This window comes from Stutzerimonas chloritidismutans (assembly GCF_038562055.1).
Taxonomy (GTDB): domain Bacteria; phylum Pseudomonadota; class Gammaproteobacteria; order Pseudomonadales; family Pseudomonadaceae; genus Stutzerimonas; species Stutzerimonas chloritidismutans_A.
Genome location: NZ_JBCFXD010000012.1, coordinates 38,500 through 55,754, shown reverse-complemented (window position 1 = coordinate 55,754; position 17,255 = coordinate 38,500). Strand labels below are relative to the sequence as shown.

The following is a 17,255-nucleotide window of genomic DNA, read 5'->3' as shown; positions in this document are numbered from 1 at the left end:
GTTTGCCGACGAGCGTTAAACTTGCCCGTATTGCTGGCCATGGCGCAGCCAGCGCTCTAGCAAGGGGCTTACATGCTGGGGCCAGCGTTCCAACAAAGCGTGCGCGGCATCGCGCACGGCGGGAAGCAGATCGGCATCACGCATCAGATCGGCGACCTTGAACTGCAGGAGGCCGGTCTGACGGGTGCCGAGCATTTCGCCCGGGCCGCGTAATTCCAGATCCTTTTCCGCAATGATGAAGCCATCGCAGGTCTCGCGCATGATTGTCAGGCGTTCACGGCCGATCTGCGACAGCGGCGGGTGGTAGAGCAGCACGCAGTGGCTTGCGGCACTGCCGCGACCGACCCGCCCGCGCAGCTGGTGCAGCTGGGCCAGGCCGAGACGTTCAGGGTTTTCGATAATCATCAGGCTCGAGTTGGGCACGTCGACGCCCACTTCGATCACGGTGGTGGCGACCAGCAGTTGCAAGCGCCCTTCCTTGAACTCGGCCATCACCGCGGCTTTTTCAGCCGGCTTCATGCGACCGTGGATCAGCCCGACGTTCAGATTGCCGAGCGCGGCGGAGAGGTCTTCAAAGGTGGTTTCGGCGGCCTGGCAGGTCAGCTCCTCGGACTCCTCGATCAGGGTGCAGACCCAATACGCCTGGCGACCCTCGTTGCAGGCCGAACGCACCCGCTCGATGACTTCCATCCGCCGGCTGTCTGCCACCAGCACGGTGTTGACCGGGGTGCGACCGGGTGGCAGCTCGTCGAGGATAGAGGTATCCAGATCGGCATAGGCGCTCATCGCCAGCGTCCGCGGAATGGGCGTCGCGGTCATGATCAGCTGGTGCGGGCAGAGTCGCCCCTCGACGCCCTTGCGCCGCAGCGCCAGCCGCTGCTGCACGCCGAAGCGGTGCTGCTCGTCGATGATCACCAGCGCCAGGCGGCTGAACTGCACCTCGTCCTGAAACAGTGCGTGGGTGCCGACCACCATCGGGCAACCGGCAGCGATGCGCTCCAGCGCCGCGGCACGGGCTTTGCCCTTGAGCTTGCCAGCCAGCCAGGCGACCTCGATGCCAAGCGGTTCGAGCCATTTGCAGAAGGTGATGAAATGCTGTTCGGCGAGAATTTCGGTAGGCGCCATCAGGGCGACCTGATAGCCCGCCTCGAGCGCTTGCAGGGCGGCGAGGGCGGCCACCACTGTTTTGCCGGCACCGACATCGCCCTGCACCAGGCGCAGCATGGGCTGGTCTTGAGCGAGGTCATAGGCGATCTCTGCACCGACCCGCTGCTGCGCACCGGTGGGTTGGAAACCGAGGTTTTGCAGATAACGCTGCGGTAACTCGCGGGCAGTCGGCAAGGGCGGTGCGTGCTGAGCGCGGCTGCTTTCGCGCAGGCGCTGCATCGAAAGCTGGTGCGTCAGCAATTCCTCGAACGCCAGACGGTGCTGCGCCCAGTGGCGGCCTTCGGCTAGTTCTTCCAGGTCGGCATCCGGCGGGGGGCGGTGCAGGTAGCGAATCGCTTCGTCCAGTTTGGCCAGGCGGTAATCGCGGGTCAGCTCGTCCGGCAACCAGTCGGGCAAGCTGTGCGGACCGAGCCGAGCCAGGGCCTGGGCGGTGAGTTGGCGCAGGCGCTGCTGGGTCAGGCCTTCGGTGGTCGGGTAGATCGGCGTCAGCGTCTGCTCGACCGCTACGGGCTCGCTGTCAGTGAGAGCACGGTATTCGGGGTGGTAGATCTCCAGCCCCGACGCGCCTGGACGGGCCTCGCCATAACAGCGCACCTGGGTGCCACGCTTGAGGGCTTCCTTCTGCGCCTGGCTGAAGTGATAGAAGCGCAGACTGAGGCTGCCGCTGCCATCGTGCAGGCGTACCAACAGACTGCGGCGGCGACCCATCACCACGTCGGCGCCGGTGACGGTGCCTTCGACTACGGCATCCTGGCCGGGCCGAAGCGCGCCGATGGGCACGATGCGGGTACGGTCCTGGTAGCGCAATGGCAGATGGAACAGCAGGTCCTGCAGGGTTTCCAGACCGACCTTGGCGAGCTTTTCGGCCAGGGCCGCGCCGACGCCCTTGATTGCAGTCACCGGGACTGCCGCCAGCTCGCTCATCGCGTCAGGCTTTGTCGGCAGGCTGTTTCGCCACCGAGCACAGGCGGATCGAATCGGCCAGCACCTCAATCGCCCGTGGGCGTGGGAAGCTGGCGCGCCAGGCGATGGCCACCGTGCGGAACGGCACCGGCGGCGTCAGCGGGCGGATGTCCAGCACACCGGCGGAGTAGTGATGGCTGTCGACTGCCGACAACGGCAGGATCGACACGCCCAGCCCGGAAGCGACCATATGGCGGATGGTTTCCAGCGACGAGGATTCGACCGTGGTGTGGCTCGGCGCCTCGCCCTTGCGGGTGGTCGGGCAGGCTTCGAGCACCTGATCGCGGAAGCAATGGCCTTCGCCCAGCAGCAGCAAGCTCTTGTCGTTGAGCATCTCGCTGTCGATGGTTTCCTTCTTCGTCCACGGGTGCCCGGCGGGCATCAGCACATAGAAGGGCTCGTCGTACAGCGGCAGGGTCAGCACGTCGGCTTCCTGGAACGGCAGCGCGATGATGATCGCGTCCAGCTCACCGGTGCGCAGCTTGTCGCGCAGGATGTGGGTGAAGTTCTCCTCGATATACAGCGGCATGTCCGGCGCCACGCGGTGCAGCTGCGGGATCAGGTGCGGGAACATGTAGGGGCCGACGGTATAGATGGCGCCGACCTTGAGCGGTGCGGCCAGCTGATTCTTGCCGGCCTGAGCCAGCTCGCGAATGCTCTGCGCCTGCTCTAGCACCTTCTGCGCCTGGGTAACAATGCCTTCGCCAACCGGCGTCAGCCGCACCGCGCTTTTAGTCCGCTCGAAAATCAGCACGCCAAGCTCGTCTTCGAGCTTCTTCACGCCTACCGACAGGGTGGGCTGGCTGACGTGGCAACGTTCGGCGGCGCGGCCGAAGTGGGATTCCTGGGCGAGCGTGACGATATAGCGCAGTTCGGTCAGAGTCATAGGGTTATTCCATTAGAGTGCGGGCTAGCATAGCCTTTGCTCGTGTTCGAACCAACTGGATAGCAGCCGTTCCCTTATTAAGTGATCAGCGTGAATCCTGCTGACAACAGTACACTCAATAATAGGCGGGCCGAATCGGTGGTCCGCATCGGTTATGGAGCAACCGCCATGGCAACTCGACCCTCTGTAATGATCGCCGGCTGCGGCGATGTCGGTATTCGCCTCGGCCTGCAGCTGAGCCGCGCAGGTTGGACGGTGTACGGTCTGCGCCGTCAGGCGGCGAGCCTACCCGTACCGATCCTGCCGGTACGTGGCGACCTCGCCTCGAGTGAGGTGCCGCGCGGCTGGCCCAATGGCAAGCTGGACTACCTGGTGTATGCCGCCTCGGCCAATCAGCATGACGAGCCCGGTTATCGGCAGGCCTACGTCGAGGGCCTGCGCCATGCGCTTGGCTGGCTGGAGCAGCGGGGCCAGCGCCCGAAGCGCGTTTTCTTTGTTTCCAGCACCGGTGTCTACGCGCAGAGCGGGGGCGAGTGGATTGATGAGACTTCGGCGACCGAGCCCACTGGCTACACCGGCAAGGTAATGCTCGAAGCGGAACAGCTGGCGCTGGCGTGCGGCTATCCGGCGACGCGGGTGCGCATGGCCGGGCTGTATGACCCGGTGCGGCCGTGGATGCAGAATCAGGTGCGCTCGGGTTTGCGGGTCGAGCGCGATCCGCCGCAATACAGCAACCGCATTCATCGTGACGATGCGGCTGCATTGCTCGCCTGTCTGCTACAAACCGATCTGGCCGGTGGCGATCTGGAGGATTGCTACCTCGGCGTGGATGACGACCCGGCTCCCCTTCACGAAGTGGTCGACTGGCTGCGCGAACGGCTGGGTGTTACCCAATGGGCCGAACAGACGATGACCCGTCGCGCCGGCAGCAAACGCTGCAGCAACGCCCGCGCCCGTGCCCTAGGGTGGGTGCCTCAGTATCCCAGCTATCGCAACGGCTACGCCTCCATTCGCCCCGGCAAGGGCTGAGCGACCAAGGCGCGGGCGTGATGGCGCGGTGATAAGACCGCGCCGCGCGGCGTCATACCCTTTTGCTCGTGAAGGCCCCAGGGCCTGGATTTGGCGGGCCGGGCAAAGGTGATCGAGCATCGGCGCTATCGCCATCACTGCAGCACCGGCACGTTCGGGCGCATGACAGCCCGTCGGCGACCTGTCCGATTCGTTTTCATTTGCCGCAACTCTGCCGCCATCGTGCTTACCAAAGATCTGATAGCACGCACGCCGTATACCCTGCCGCATGGCAGCAGTCGGGTCAGGAGCAGCTGCCGCAGCGCGGCGAAATCATCAGGAAGAACCACCACGGCGGCGTTTTCGAACACCGAAGCAGGAGATTTTTCCAATGAGAGCCCTTCGCTGGCACGGTAAGCACGATATTCGTTGCGACAACCACGTACCCGACCCCTCGATTGAAGACCCCCGCGATGCCATCATCAAGGTGTCGTCCTGCGCCATCTGTGGCTCCGACCTGCACCTGTACGACGGCTTCATGCCTGGCATGCAGCACGGCGACATCATGGGCCACGAGTTCATGGGGGAGGTGATGGAGGTCGGCTCGGCGAGCAAGAAGCTCAAGGTCGGCGACCGCGTGGTGGTGCCGTTTACCATCGTTTGTGGCGAGTGCGACCAATGCCGGCGCGGCAATTTCTCGGTGTGCGAGCGCACCAACCGCAACAAGGAAGTGGCTGACAAGGTCTTCGGCCATACCACCGCCGGGCTGTACGGCTACACCCACCTCACCGGTGGCTATGCCGGCGGGCAGGCCGAATACGTTCGCGTTCCCTATGCCGATGTAGGGCCTGTCGTGGTGCCCGACGGCATGACCGATGAGCAGGTGCTGTTTCTCGGCGACATCCTGCCCACCGGCTGGCAGGCCGCGGCGCAGTGCGACATCCAGCCCACCGACACCGTGGCCGTCTGGGGCGCCGGGCCGGTTGGCCAGTTCGCCATCCGCAGCGCGATCATGATGGGCGCCGAACAGGTCATCAGCATCGACAACGTGCCCGAGCGGCTGTCGATGGCCCGTGCCGGCGGCGCCATCACCATCAATTTCGACGAAGAAAGCGTGCTCGAGCGGCTCAAGGAGCTGACCCGCGGCAAGGGGCCGGAAAAATGCATCGATTCGGTGGGCATGGAGGCACACGCCGCTCGCTCCATCGACTCCATGTACGACCGCGCCAAGCAGGCGCTGATGATGGAGAGTGACCGGCCGCACGTGCTGCGCGAAATGATCTATGTCTGTCGCCCGGCCGGCATTCTCTCTATTCCTGGCGTCTACGGCGGCCTGATCGACAAGATCCCCTTTGGCGCGGCGATGAACAAGGGCCTGACCTTCCGCATGGGGCAGACCCACGTCAATCGCTGGACCGACGATCTGCTCAAGCGCATTCAGGACGGCCAGATCGACCCCTCCTTCGTCATTACCCACAGCGTCAGCCTCGAGCAGGGGCCGGAGATGTACAAGACCTTCCGTGACAAGCATGACGGTTGCATCAAGGTCGTTCTCAAACCCTGAGCCAGACCCTGTGAAAACGGCTGCGCTTGGCCAACCGCCTTGCCTGGTCATCGCTTGCGATCTTTTCACAGGGCCCGAGAGTGCCGTGCTCGCCATCTGAGGCGGCTACAGAGGAGGAATTTTCATGAGCGTTCCCCATCGTGTCACCCGTACCAACCATTCCGCCCGTACGCTGGCGCGTGGCCTCGGCTGGTTCAGCATCGGGCTGGGTCTGGCCGAAGTGCTGATGCCGGGCAAGCTGGCCCGCTTTCTCGGCGTGCCCGACAGCGAGGGTCTGATCCGCGCCTGCGGTGCGCGGGAAATCGCCACCGGCGTCGGCCTGTTGCTGACCGACGATCCCAAACCGTGGATCTACGGCCGCATCGGCGGCGATGCGCTGGATCTTGTAGGTCTGGGCTTGAGCATCGAAAAAGGCACTGAGCGGGTCAACGCGGCTCTCGCCGCCAGCGCTGTGGCGGGCATCACCGCGTTGGATATGTCCTGTGCCAAGGCGTTGGCAAGCGAAAGTCAGCTGGTCACTGAGTGGGATTACAGCGACCGCAGCGGCTTCCCCCAGGGCGCCGATGCCATGCGCGGTCGTGTCGAAGCAGAGTTCGCGGCAGGGCGGGCGGAGCCGAACGGGTATCCGGTGTCGACGTTGTTGCATTAGATCGAGGCTAGGTTGTCGCCAAATTTGCAAGGCAGGGTGTCGGTTGGACGTTTCGCTCATCGCCGTTGAAGCTGAACGCACAGCCGATACCTGTTCGCCTGTCGAGTGACGATCCGGCTCCCGGCATGCGATGAGCCATTTTTTGCTAAGGTCTGCTACCCCGCCTTATACCCCCACCCTCTGGCGGTCACCATCCGATGAGAGTCCATGTCCGCCGTCGTTAATGTCATCCTGCCGGTTTTTGCGCTGATATTCCTCGGTTTTATCTGCCGCCGCACTGGCCGCATGGGGCCTACTGGCGCCTCCGAGCTCAATCGTTTCGTGGTCTGGCTGGGGTTGCCGGCGCTGCTGTTCAGCGTGGTCGCCAATTCCACCTTCGAACAGCTCTGGCAGCCGGGCTTTATCACGGCGTTCTCGGTGGGCTGTCTTGGCGTATTCGGCGTTACGCTCGGCTATCGACTGTTGCAAAAGCAGCCGCTGGCCGATGCCAGTCTCGATGCGCTTGGGGCGTCCTATGCCAACACCGGTTACATCGGCATTCCGCTGTGCATGCTGGTGCTGGGTGACGAAGCGCTGCAGCCGGCCATGGTGGCTTCGATCATTGTGGTGTGCGTGCTGTTCGCCATTGCGCTGGCGTGCGTGGAAACCGGGTTGCACGCCGGGCAGGGCTTCAGCCGGACGCTGCGCAAGGTCAGCGTCGCGCTGCTGCGTAACCCGTTGGTGGTGGCGCCGATGTTGGGTGGTTTGTGGGCGGCGAGCGGGTTGGCTCTGCCGGTGCCGGTGGCGACACTGCTGAAGTTGCTGGGTGCGGCGGCTGCGCCCTGTGCGCTGGTTTCGCTGGGCTTGTTCCTTGCGCAGCCGCAGCCCGGCGACAAGGTCAGCGGGGTATGGCCGCTGGTTACGCTCAAGCTGGTGGTTCAGCCGCTGATCACCTGGTTCCTGGCTTTTCAGGTCTTCGAGTTGCCGACGCTATGGGCCTATTCGGCGCTGTTGCTCAGTGCGCTGCCCACCGGCACCGGGCCTTACATGCTCGCTGAGTTCTACGGGCGCGAGGCGTCGCGGGTGTCGCGCGTTGTACTGCTATCGACGCTCGGCTCGCTGATCACCCTATCGGCCTGCCTGGTGCTGCTGCCGGTGTAGGCGGAAAGCCGCAGGGTATCGAGCAGCCGGCCGCGCGCCGGCGTCAAGCCGCAGGGCGGGTCACTTCCAGCACCACCGCAGCGATGCGGTCGCACTCGGTATAGGCGCCGTCGAGCAGCTCCTCACCGAAGACGTCGGGGTCGACTTCTCGGTATCGCCATTCCAGACCATGGCCTTCGAGGCGTTGCTCGATCTCGCGGCGGAACGGGTCCTGATTGCCCTTCATCGCCACGCCGGTATACAGCAGCAGCGTCCCGCATGGAGCGAGGCGCTGCAGCGCACCGTCGAAAATCGCCAGGGACAGCCCGGCGCCCAGGGGACCACCACCGTGGCGGTAGGCGCGCTCGTCAGGATCGACAAGATAGGGGGGGTTGGCCAGGATCAGGTCGAATTCACCGTCGACATCATTGAGTAGATCGCTGTGGCAGGCTTTGAGGTTGTCGGCTCCGGCGAGCGCTGCGTTGGTGCGGGTCATGCGCAGCGCGGCCGGGTTTATGTCCACCGCCAGGACTTCTGCCTGAGGCCGAGCCAATGCTGTGAGAATAGCGCCGGCACCCGAGCCGCAGCCGATGTCCACCGCGCGCCCGATCTGCCCTTTGTGGTTGTTCAGATGGGCCAGGATCGCATTGGCGAACCGATAGGTATCCGGGCCGAAAAACACCGCGTCCGTTGCGTCGGTGGGGTAGGCCGAATGCACGAACAGCTGGCCATCGAGGCTCGACAACCGCACGCGGCTGCGCCAGCGTGAATCGCAAGGTGCAAGTACGCCGGCTTGATCCATCAGGCTGAAAATTGCGGGTGGCAACAGCTCATGCTGGAAGGGTCGGCTCCAGCCAAACACGCCCTCCAGATCGTTCGCCAGCTGATTTTCCACCCGAGCATTGACCCGTTCGTGGGTCAGTGGCGTGGGGGTGATGAAGTGGTAACCGCGCTCGCGCAGCGCCTGAGCCAGGTGCAGCAGCGCGCGGTCCTGGGCAGTTTCCGTGGTCATGTGAGGTTCCCTGGCGAATTCGCCTCAGTTGAACAATCCAGTAAAGATGCGGGTGGCCAGCAGACCAGCCGCGCTGTGATGGCGGGTCGGCGCCAGCAGCGGCAACAGGTGACGCATGCGCGCCTCGCGTGTTGGCAGCTGTGTCAGTTGTTGTTCGAGCAGCAACGCTTCCTGATCGAAGTCGCTGACCGCCGTGCCTTGCTGCACCAGTGCCGGCTTCGCCGGCCGCTCGGCTGTCGCTCGCCGGCGGGTATTGAACGGCACCTGGCGTTGCGCCAACGATGGGTGCGGTCTGCCGCGGGTGGCTGGCTGCTCAGCGAGCCAGTCGCCGGCGATCCAGTCGTGGATCAGTTGTTGTTCATGAGCACTGAACACGCCGAACATCGGCCCCTGTTCCCCGGTAATCAGTTGCCAGAAGCGGCTGTTTTGCGGGTCTTGGTGGCGCTTGATCCAGCTACGGCGTTGCAGCGTTTCGATGAATTGCGGGATCTGCTCGGGCTCAGCCAGCCACTGGTTCACGGTGCGCCCGTCGAAGCGGCAGTAATCGGAGTGCACGAACTGGCCGACGCCGGCCTTCTTTTCCAGCACCCGTATCACTTCCTGTTCGGGCTCGAAGCCACCGATTACCGAAAGCGTGCTCGCGCCGAGCTCGTTGAGCCGATAGCCGTTCATGACGCGGCGATAAAACTCATGGCTGTCGCCGACCTGCGGCCAGGCGGCGAGCAAACCCTGAATGGCCTTCTTCGCATGACCGTTGTCGGCGTTGTCGACCGTCACATGCAGGGTAAAGTAATAGGGATCAATGCCCAGCTCGGTGAGCTCGTACGAGCTGATCAAGAGATGCAGCGGGAGCTGTTCGTAGCCGAGGTTAAAACCAATCACCTCGGGCAGGAATTGCTCGGCGTGCTCGGCCAGTGCCAGCTGGATGGCCCCTTGGACGAAGTTGTCATCGTCCAGGTTCTGCCAGTCATCGCAGCCCTGGCCGGCGAGCAGCTTGCGGTAAAGCACCACGTGATTCTTTTCCGGCTGACCTTCTCCCAGTTCTTCCAAGTAGGTCTGGATCAGCGAGGTGAAGCGCGCGTCGTCCCAGCGTTGCAGCAGGCCATAGAGCCAAGCGCCATCGACCAGCTTGGTCGGCGCCACGCCGCGCAGAAAATGCAGTGCATGGGCCTTGCTGGTGAAATATCGGCGTGGCCCGCCGGCGCGACGTTCGTCGAGGTAGACCTGGTACTGACCGCCGATTCTCGCGGTATGCGCGTCCAGCCAGTCCCCAAGCCCGGTCGGATCTGGCGGCAGATCGCAGGAAAGCGTGGAGGCGGCGTCCAGCTGAGCATTGAGGTAATCAGCGGCGCGGTTGCGCACGACGGTGTCGTCGGGAGCGTCGAGCAGGGCAAAGTAAAGCGCCCTGGAAGGCGCTGCCACTTCGCATGTCACGGGCGTGGTATCGACGGGCAGGCTTCGAGTCAGTTGCATAGATTCACACGGCGGCAGTGGGGAAATCCCCAGATGATTTTTTGGCCGTCTTCAGGCCGGATTAGTTCAGCGTGTCTGCCGAATGGCCGGCCATCTCGACAACTCTGCATGCAACTTCTGCGATCGCGCGTCTTCCTAACCTATGGGGATGCCGAGCGGTGTCCGAATGTGCAACCAGACGGAGGTCCCATGAATCAATCCGAACGCGGCAAAGAAAACCTGGAAACGATCAAAGATCGCAACGAGGAGCGTGTCGACAAGGCGAGCAGAACCACCAATGGCGAAGCCGCTGGCGGTTATCGTGACGACGTTCCAGGCGGCGCCTACAACGTCCCGCCGGGCATGGCCGATGATGTCAGCGAGGAAGAGGCGCTCAAGCGCAACAAGCAGGACCGCCCCGAGCGCTGAGCAACGGCGGAGCGGAAGTTCGGCCTCGCTCCGCTAGCTGAAAAAAAAAGATGGATAGCTCCTTAACTTCTGCTGTGTTTCGGTCGCTTGCAGGCTGTAGGTACACCGCATGCCGTCATGCCGGGGAGCACGCTCTCTGCTGCAGTACTGCGGAATACAGGACTGCCAGAGCCTCGTCATGCGCCAACACAGCCGACTCACTTTTCGCCATCTCAGCCGTATTCAGGTCACCAATCGCCTCAGCGGCGACCCCATGGGTTACGTGGCCGACCTGTCGATGGGCGGGCTGCGTCTGGTCGCGAAGCAGCCCCTGGGCGTGAACGGCTGCTACGAAATGTGCCTGCACGTGCCCACCGTTGGCGATCGAACCCGTGAAGTGCAGGTCGTGGTGCTGTGCCAGTGGGTACGCAAGGATTCCCGCCGTGACAGTTTCGAAATGGGCTTCTCCCTGGACCGGCCAAGTGATGAATACACCCGGCTGATTGGTGAGCTGATGCCCAGGCGGCGCGACTAGCGATTGACCACCTTTGCCGGCAGCGCAATCACCAGCAGCGAGCCGAGCACCAGACACGCCGCGAAAAACCAGAGTGCCGCACCGCTTTCCCCGGTGAGGTCGAGCGTAAGGCCGATCAGCGTATTGCTGACCAGCCCGGCGATGTTCGCCAGTGAGCAGGCCAGGGCAAAGCCGGTCGCCGCCGCGGTGCCGGTGAGAAAGGTCGCCGGCAGGCTGAAGAACACCGGAACCGCGCCAATGATCGCGGCCTGGGCGATGGAGAACAGCAGCACCGTTGCCATCACGTTGTCGGTGAAGGCGGTACTGCTGGCCATGGCGGCGGCGCCGATCCAGAACGGCAGGATGATGTGCCAGCGCCGCTCGCGGAAGCGGTCGGAACTGGCGCCGAGCACCAGCATGCCAATCACCGCGGCGATGCTGGGCACTGCCGTCAGCAGGCCGATCTCTGAAACATCACTGACACCGGCATTGCGGATAAAGGTCGGCATCCAGAAGCCCAGCGCATAGGCGCTCAGCAAGATCGCGAAATCGATGCCGCCGAGCATCCACACCTTGAGGTTGAAGAAGCCCTGGCGGAAGGTTTCGCCGCTGGCCGGGCTCTGCGCCTCGTCGACGGCCAGGTCGCGCAGCACCTGACCCTGCTCGGTGATGTTCAGCCAGCCGGCGTGCTTCGGGCTGTCGGGCAACAGGCGCAGCGCCAGCAGTCCGAGCAGCACGCTGGGAATGCCCTCGAGCAGGAACAGCCATTGCCAGCCGCGCAGGCCCTGAACCTGATCGAAGGCACCGAGAATCCAGCCGGACAAGGGCGCGCCGATCACGCTGGACAGCGGTAACCCGATCATGAACAGCGCGATGATCCGCCCACGCCGATAGGTCGGAAACCACAACGTCAGGTAATACAGCACACCCGGCAGAAAGCCCGCTTCGGCGATACCCAAGAGAAAACGCACCACATAAAACTGGTTAGGTGTGGTGACCGTCATGGTGCAGGCCGACAGTACGCCCCAGGTGATCATGATCCGCGCGATCCAGACCCGCGCACCGACGCGCTTGAGGATCAGGTTGCTGGGCACTTCGAATAGGATGTAGCCGGCGAAAAACAGCCCCGCCCCGAGGCCGAACGCCGTTTCACTGAGCTGCAGCTGTTCGGCCATCTGCAACTTGGCGAAGCCGACATTGATGCGGTCCAGATAGGCCGCCAGGTAGCAGAAGCAGAGAAACGGGATCAGCCGCCAGGCGATCTTTCGGTAAAGACGCGGGTCATTCGGCTCGCCGCCAAGGTCATGAACGTCGGGCGCGGGCGCCTGGGGCATCGGTCGTCTCCGTGTTGGTAAGGGGGGCAAGCAAGCCCGGCATGTTAATGGAGCCGGGCTGTCGAGTCAGAACCTCTGACCCAAGGCGCGCGACGGAATGTTCCTCCTCGCCTCTGCCGTGATGACAGGCGGGCATAGCGTCACAGCACGAGCCCGCGCGAACTCGCCTCATTTGTGCCTGTCGCACCTGTTCGACCGGCGCGCTTCGATGCGCCTGAAATTGTCCGGCAACTCGCCACCCAACGGAGACAGGCATGACTTCACAGTGGATCGACATTCCCGCGCAAGACGGCAAGACCTTCAAAGGCTATCTGGCGCTGCCACCAGCCGGTCATGGCCCCGGCATCGTGCTCATTCAGGAAATCTTCGGTGTGAACGAGCACATCCGGTCGGTCGCCGATCAGTACGCCTCCGACGGTTACGTGGTGGTGGCCCCGGACCTGTTCTGGCGCAGCGAGCCCGGCGTCCAGCTCGGTTATGGCGAGGATGACTGGGAGCAGGCGTTCTCGCTGATGCAGTCGCTGGATTTCGACCTGGCAATCGACGATCTACGGCGCAGCGTCGAGCTGCTGCGCGGGCGCGATGACTGTAACGGCCGCGTGGCGTCGGTGGGCTATTGCATGGGCGGCGTGCTGTCGTTCTTGAGCGCGGCCAACGCAAGCGTCGATGTGGCGGTTTGCTATTACCCCGGCAGCATCGAGAAACGCCTGGACCAAGCCGAGCGGATCACCTGTCCGACACTGTTCCACTTCGCCGAAGAAGACGACCACATCGACTCCGACGCGGTAGCTGCCGTGCAGGAAAAAATGGCCCAGGTCGGTCAGGCGCAGATCGAGACCTACCCGGGCGTCGATCACGGCTTCAACTGCTGGGCACGGCCCATGTACAACCAGAACGCTGCGGCGCTGGCCCATGGGCGCAGCTTGGTGTTCCTGGCCGAGAATCTCTGAGCAATCCTGACGGCCCGTGTTTGCCCTGTGGGAGCAAGCTCTGGGTGCGACCTGCAGCCGCCAAGGGGCCCTTGATCGCGAACAAGGTCGCTCCTACAAAAGCAGCTCGGACAGGGAGCGGGATCGCCTCCCCGCACCCCTTGGGCCGCTGACAGGCCGCACGAAGCTGGGCGCCCCTTGGGCCGTCACTCGACGGGCCAAGGTTTCAACCGGTTAACCCAGCGTGCCGAGAATGTTTACCCCGACCCGATCCGGAATCTCGTTCTGAGACAATACGTGCAAACCGGGGCTGAACACCCGTGCGTAGCGCGACAGCAGCGGCCGCAGCTGTGGCATCACGGTGAGGATCGGCGGGTGGCCATCCTTGCGCAGCTTTTCCTTCACCACCGGCATGCTGTTCTGCAGCTGGTTGAGCAGACTCGGCTCCACCGGAATGTTGTCCAGGCTCACCTGCCCGGCTTGCTGGGCAATCGCCAGGGCATTTAGCAGCGTGTTCTCCAGTGCGTTTTCCAGCACGAACACCGCCAGTTCGCGACGATCACCGGCAATCATTGAGACGATGCTGCGGCGCAGGGCATAACGCACATCGGCCGCCAGCAGCACCGAGTCCTTGGTGGTTTCGCTGCATTCGAGCAGGGTACTGGCGATGGTTTCGATGTCGCGCAGCGGCACCTCTTCCAGCAATAACTGGCGGTACACACGCATCTGCTGGGTATAGCTCAGGGCATTCTTCAGGCTTTCGGCGAGCTTCGGGGCCTGCAGCGTCAGGCGCTGCATCAGATGCTCGACATCGTCGTGCTTGAACAGGTCCGGCAGGTGCTCGCGTATCACCTTGTTCAGGTGGGTGGCGACCACGCTGGCGCAGTCAATGACCTGATAACCCAAGTTCAGCGCGCGCGATTTGTCCGACGGCTGAATCCAGACTACCTGCATGCGGTAGGCCGGGTCGGTACCGAGAATGCCGTCGATCTCGCCGTATAACTCCGGCGACGGAATGGCCATCAGGCGGTCGGCGTGCAGTTCGGCGCCGTCGATCTTCTCGCCGTTGATGTAGATGTCGTATTGCGAAGCCTTGAGCCGCAGGCTGTCGCGGATTTGCACTTCCGGCAGCAGAAAGCCCAGATGCTCGGACAGTGTTTGGCGCACGCCACGCACCCGCGCCGGCAATGGCGCACCTGAGGCTTCGTTGACCAACCCGACCAGCTTGTAGCCCAGCGAGATCGACAAACGCTCGACCAGCGGGATGTCTTCCCAGGCCAGCGTCTGCGCCTTTTCCTTGTCCATCGCCTGGCCGATGGCCTGGATTTCCTTCAGGTCAGCGCCAGCAGCAGGCGGCTCGTGCAGCGACACCCGCCAGCCAATGAAGCCAATCAGTGCGGCAAAGCCGATGAACGCCAGGTGCGGCATGCCCGGCACCAGGCCGAGCACGAAAAGAATGCCGGCTACGGTGTACAGCGAAGCCGGATTGGCCAGCAGCTGGCGCTGAACCTGGCTGGTGATGTCGCTGGATTCGTTGATCCGGGTGACGATGATTGCTGCCGCGGTGGAAAGGAGCAGCGCCGGAATCTGCGCGACCAGGCCGTCACCAATGGTCAGCAGGGCGTACTGCTTGAAGGCTTCGCCGGCCGCCAATTCATGGACGAAGACACCGATGGCAAAGCCGCCGAAGAGGTTGATCAGCAGGATCAGGATGCCAGCGATGGCATCGCCGCGAACGAACTTCGAGGCGCCGTCCATCGCGCCGTAGAAGTCGGCTTCCTTGGCCACTTCCTGGCGGCGCGCCTTGGCTTCTTCGTTGGTCACCAGCCCTGCGTTGAGGTCGGCGTCGATGGCCATTTGCTTGCCCGGCAGGGCGTCCAGGGTGAAGCGCGCGGTCACTTCCGAGATCCGCTCGCCGCCCTTGGTGATGACGATGAAGTTGATGATCATCAGGATGATGAACACCACCAAGCCGACGATGAAGTTGCCGCCGATGACCACCTCACCAAAGGCTTCAATTACCTTACCTGCCGCGCCCGTGCCGGTATGACCCTCAAGCAGCACCACCCGCGTGGACGCGACGTTGAGCGTCAGGCGCATCAGCGTGGTGATCAGGATCACCGTTGGGAACAGCGAGAAATCCAGCGGACTCTTCGATGACACGCTGACCAGCAGCACCAGAATCGACATGGCGATGTTGAAGGTGAACAGCACGTCCAGCAGCTGCGGCGGCAGCGGCAGAATGATCATCGCCAGAATCGACAGGATGATCAGCGGGATCCCAATCCGTCCGCTGCTGAAGGTCGGCGTCAGTTTCTGAATCAAATTCATGATCGGGCTCGGTTGAACAGTTCTTCGGGAATATGGATGTCGCTGGCCAGCTTGGGCTTGGCCCGGCGGCCCTGCTTCCAGGCCTTGAGCTGGAGGATGTAGGTCAGTACATGGGCCACCGCGGTGTAGAGGGGCGCCGGAATCTGCTGGTTGACCTGGGTGCTGAAGTAGATCGCCCGTGCCAGCGGTGGCAGCTCGACCACTTCCAGGTTATTGGCCTGGGCCAGCTTGCGGATGTACAGCGCCGTTTCATCGACACCACGCGCGATGACGAAAGGTGTTTCGGCCTTCTTCGGGTCGTACTTGAGCGCCACCGCGTAGTGCGTCGGGTTGACGATCACCACGTCGGCATCCTTGATTACCCGGCTGATCTGTCGCTGGGCCAGCTGCCGCTGCAGCTGCTTGATGCGCGCCTTCACCTCCGGGCGACCTTCCTGGTTCTTGTGTTCTTCCTTGCGCTCCTGCTTGGTCATGCGCATTTTTTTCAGGAAGAAGAAGCGCTGCAGCGGGATATCGATCAGCGAAAACAGCAAAAACACCATCAGTAGCGCGATGGCCAGATCGAACGTCAGCGAGAAAGCGCTGCCAATGGCGTTACTGATATCGCTGCGCTGCAGGGCGATCAGCTTGGGCGCGGCGTAATACAGCTGACCGACGGCGATGCCGAGCAGGGCGGTGATTTTCAGCAGAGACTTGAGCAGTTCGGTCCAGTTCTGCGCGCCCACCATCCGGCCCAGGCCGGTAATGGGGTTGAGCTTGCTGAACTTGGGCGCGAAGTTCTTCGAGGCGAACACCCAGCCGCCCGGCACCAGAGCGAAGGCAATCACCAGAATCGGTGTCACCAGCAACGGCAGCAGCACGCTGATGAACACCAAGAGATTGTGGGTGAGGATCAGCTGCAAGTCATCGACGGTGATTTCGCTTTTGTGGAAGTCGATGTACGAGTAGGTGAACGCCTGCTGCAGGCCATCGAAAAAGAAGCCGAAGCTGAATTTGAGCACCAATAGCGTGGCCAACAGCGAGACGGTGGTGGCGACGTCCTTGGAGCGGGTGACCTGGCCATCGTCGCGACTCTTCTTGAGCTTCTGTTCGGAGGCCTCTTCAGTTTTTTCCTGGCTGCTGTTCTGCTCAGACATCACGGCTGCTCCGCAGAATCTCGCCGATATTGCTCAACAGCTCGCGGGTCAGGTGCAGGTAGGCTTCCGACAGGTTCGGCAGGGTCAGGTAGATCAGCGTCAGTCCGGCGATGATTGCCATGGGAAAGCCCAGCGAGAACAGGTTCATCGCCGGCGAAATACGATTGAGCAGGCCAAAGCAGAACTGCACCAGCGTCATGCAAAAGACGATCGGCAGGGCGATCAATAGCGCGGCGGAAATCACCCAGCTCAGGGACAGGGCGATGGTCTGCAGGCCGTCGAAGTGGATGCCGCTGCCGATCGGCCAGAAGATGAAGCTCTGATAGATGATGGTAACGACCACCAGGTGGCCGTCAGTGGCGAAGAACAGCAGCGCCAGCAGGATGAAATACAGCTGATAGACGATCGAGGCCGACGACACACCGTTCATGGGGTCGTTGAACACCGCCATGGACAGTCCCAGCTGGGTCGAGACGATGTCGCCGATCAGGGTAAATACGGTGAACACCAGCATCAGCGCCACGCCCAGCAGCAGGCCCATGGCGATCTGCTCCAGCGCCGTGAGGATGCCTTTCATCGACAGCGGGTCGATGGGGGCGGTTGGCGGCAGGGCGGCGGTGAGCACGACCGTCAGGGCCATGGCCAGCAACACCCGCACGCGGATGCTCAGCGATTTGTGGCTGAACATCGGCGCCAGGCTGAACACCGCCATGATCCGGCAGAACGGCCACCAGTAGCCCAGCAGCGACTGCAGGTACTGACCGGCCTGCATGATGGGTTCGT

At 63.0% G+C, this 17,255-nt stretch carries 16 protein-coding genes; 7 read left to right on the top strand and 9 right to left on the bottom strand.

The annotated features are described in order from the left end of the window. Positions 1 to 15: 15 nt before the first annotated feature. Both recG and AAGW23_RS17260 read right to left on the bottom strand, forming a co-directional pair. Positions 16 to 2,091: an ATP-dependent DNA helicase RecG gene (gene recG, locus AAGW23_RS17265; protein ID WP_342407568.1), complete on the bottom strand. Its 2,076-nt coding sequence runs from the start codon at positions 2,089 to 2,091 to the stop codon at positions 16 to 18. A 4-nt stretch (positions 2,092 to 2,095) separates the two neighbouring features. After that, positions 2,096 to 3,016, bottom strand: a complete 921-nt coding sequence (locus tag AAGW23_RS17260; protein WP_342407567.1) for a hydrogen peroxide-inducible genes activator — start codon at positions 3,014 to 3,016, stop codon at positions 2,096 to 2,098. A 168-nt stretch (positions 3,017 to 3,184) separates the two neighbouring features. Between AAGW23_RS17260 and AAGW23_RS17255 the strand changes: the two genes are divergently transcribed. Beyond that, positions 3,185 to 4,045, top strand: coding sequence for an SDR family NAD(P)-dependent oxidoreductase (locus AAGW23_RS17255; RefSeq protein WP_342407566.1), 861 nt, complete (start codon positions 3,185 to 3,187; stop codon positions 4,043 to 4,045). Positions 4,046 to 4,179: 134 nt separating this feature from the next. On the opposite strand, the gene AAGW23_RS17250 is transcribed toward AAGW23_RS17255, so the two are convergent. Next, positions 4,180 to 4,416: a hypothetical protein gene (locus tag AAGW23_RS17250; protein WP_342407565.1), complete on the bottom strand. Its 237-nt coding sequence runs from the start codon at positions 4,414 to 4,416 to the stop codon at positions 4,180 to 4,182. On the opposite strand from AAGW23_RS17250, the gene AAGW23_RS17245 reads away from it, so the two are divergent. The 3 genes from AAGW23_RS17245 (at position 4,416) to AAGW23_RS17235 (ending at position 7,377) form a co-directional block, all read left to right on the top strand. Further along, on the top strand, positions 4,416 to 5,588 hold the full coding sequence (locus tag AAGW23_RS17245) for a zinc-dependent alcohol dehydrogenase (protein ID WP_342407564.1): 1,173 nt from the start codon (positions 4,416 to 4,418) through the stop codon (positions 5,586 to 5,588). The genes AAGW23_RS17250 and AAGW23_RS17245 overlap by 1 nt on opposite strands. Before the next feature lie 124 nt (positions 5,589 to 5,712). Beyond that, positions 5,713 to 6,237, top strand: a complete 525-nt coding sequence (locus tag AAGW23_RS17240; protein ID WP_342407563.1) for a transcriptional regulator — start codon at positions 5,713 to 5,715, stop codon at positions 6,235 to 6,237. Positions 6,238 to 6,444: 207 nt separating this feature from the next. After that, the gene (locus AAGW23_RS17235) at positions 6,445 to 7,377 is read left to right on the top strand and encodes an AEC family transporter (RefSeq protein ID WP_342407562.1); all 933 of its coding nucleotides are present in this window, start codon (positions 6,445 to 6,447) and stop codon (positions 7,375 to 7,377) included. A 43-nt stretch (positions 7,378 to 7,420) separates the two neighbouring features. Here the strand turns inward: AAGW23_RS17235 and AAGW23_RS17230 are convergent, their stop codons facing one another. Beyond that, positions 7,421 to 8,368, bottom strand: a complete 948-nt coding sequence (locus tag AAGW23_RS17230) for a class I SAM-dependent methyltransferase (protein ID WP_342407561.1) — start codon at positions 8,366 to 8,368, stop codon at positions 7,421 to 7,423. A 24-nt stretch (positions 8,369 to 8,392) separates the two neighbouring features. Beyond that, a complete protein-coding gene (locus AAGW23_RS17225) occupies positions 8,393 to 9,841 on the bottom strand; it encodes an iron-containing redox enzyme family protein (protein WP_342407560.1) in 1,449 nt (482 codons plus the stop codon). Between the two features lie 189 nt (positions 9,842 to 10,030). Between AAGW23_RS17225 and AAGW23_RS17220 the strand changes: the two genes are divergently transcribed. Both AAGW23_RS17220 and AAGW23_RS17215 read left to right on the top strand, forming a co-directional pair. Further along, entirely contained in the window at positions 10,031 to 10,249 is a 219-nt protein-coding gene (locus tag AAGW23_RS17220; protein WP_342407559.1) for a hypothetical protein, read from the top strand. A 178-nt stretch (positions 10,250 to 10,427) separates the two neighbouring features. Continuing rightward, positions 10,428 to 10,763: a PilZ domain-containing protein gene (locus AAGW23_RS17215; protein ID WP_102837165.1), complete on the top strand. Its 336-nt coding sequence runs from the start codon at positions 10,428 to 10,430 to the stop codon at positions 10,761 to 10,763. On the opposite strand, the gene AAGW23_RS17210 is transcribed toward AAGW23_RS17215, so the two are convergent. Continuing rightward, on the bottom strand, positions 10,760 to 12,076 hold the full coding sequence (locus AAGW23_RS17210; RefSeq protein ID WP_342407558.1) for an MFS transporter: 1,317 nt from the start codon (positions 12,074 to 12,076) through the stop codon (positions 10,760 to 10,762). The two genes, AAGW23_RS17215 and AAGW23_RS17210, sit on opposite strands and share 4 nt — an antisense overlap. Positions 12,077 to 12,330: 254 nt before the next feature. Between AAGW23_RS17210 and AAGW23_RS17205 the strand changes: the two genes are divergently transcribed. Beyond that, complete coding sequence (locus tag AAGW23_RS17205) at positions 12,331 to 13,026, top strand: dienelactone hydrolase family protein (protein ID WP_342407557.1); 696 nt, start codon at positions 12,331 to 12,333, stop codon at positions 13,024 to 13,026. Between the two features lie 213 nt (positions 13,027 to 13,239). Here AAGW23_RS17205 and flhA read toward each other — a convergent pair whose 3' ends face one another. Genes flhA through fliR form a run of 3 tightly spaced genes read right to left on the bottom strand, consistent with a single transcriptional unit; the run spans position 13,240 to position 17,244 of the window. Beyond that, entirely contained in the window at positions 13,240 to 15,336 is a 2,097-nt protein-coding gene (flhA, locus tag AAGW23_RS17200; RefSeq protein WP_342407556.1) for a flagellar biosynthesis protein FlhA, read from the bottom strand. After that, on the bottom strand, positions 15,333 to 16,472 hold the full coding sequence (gene flhB, locus AAGW23_RS17195; protein ID WP_342407555.1) for a flagellar biosynthesis protein FlhB: 1,140 nt from the start codon (positions 16,470 to 16,472) through the stop codon (positions 15,333 to 15,335). The genes flhA and flhB overlap by 4 nt, the downstream gene beginning before the upstream one ends. Further along, complete coding sequence (fliR, locus tag AAGW23_RS17190) at positions 16,465 to 17,244, bottom strand: flagellar biosynthetic protein FliR (RefSeq protein WP_342407633.1); 780 nt, start codon at positions 17,242 to 17,244, stop codon at positions 16,465 to 16,467. The genes flhB and fliR overlap by 8 nt, the downstream gene beginning before the upstream one ends. Between the last annotated feature and the right edge of the window lie 11 nt (positions 17,245 to 17,255).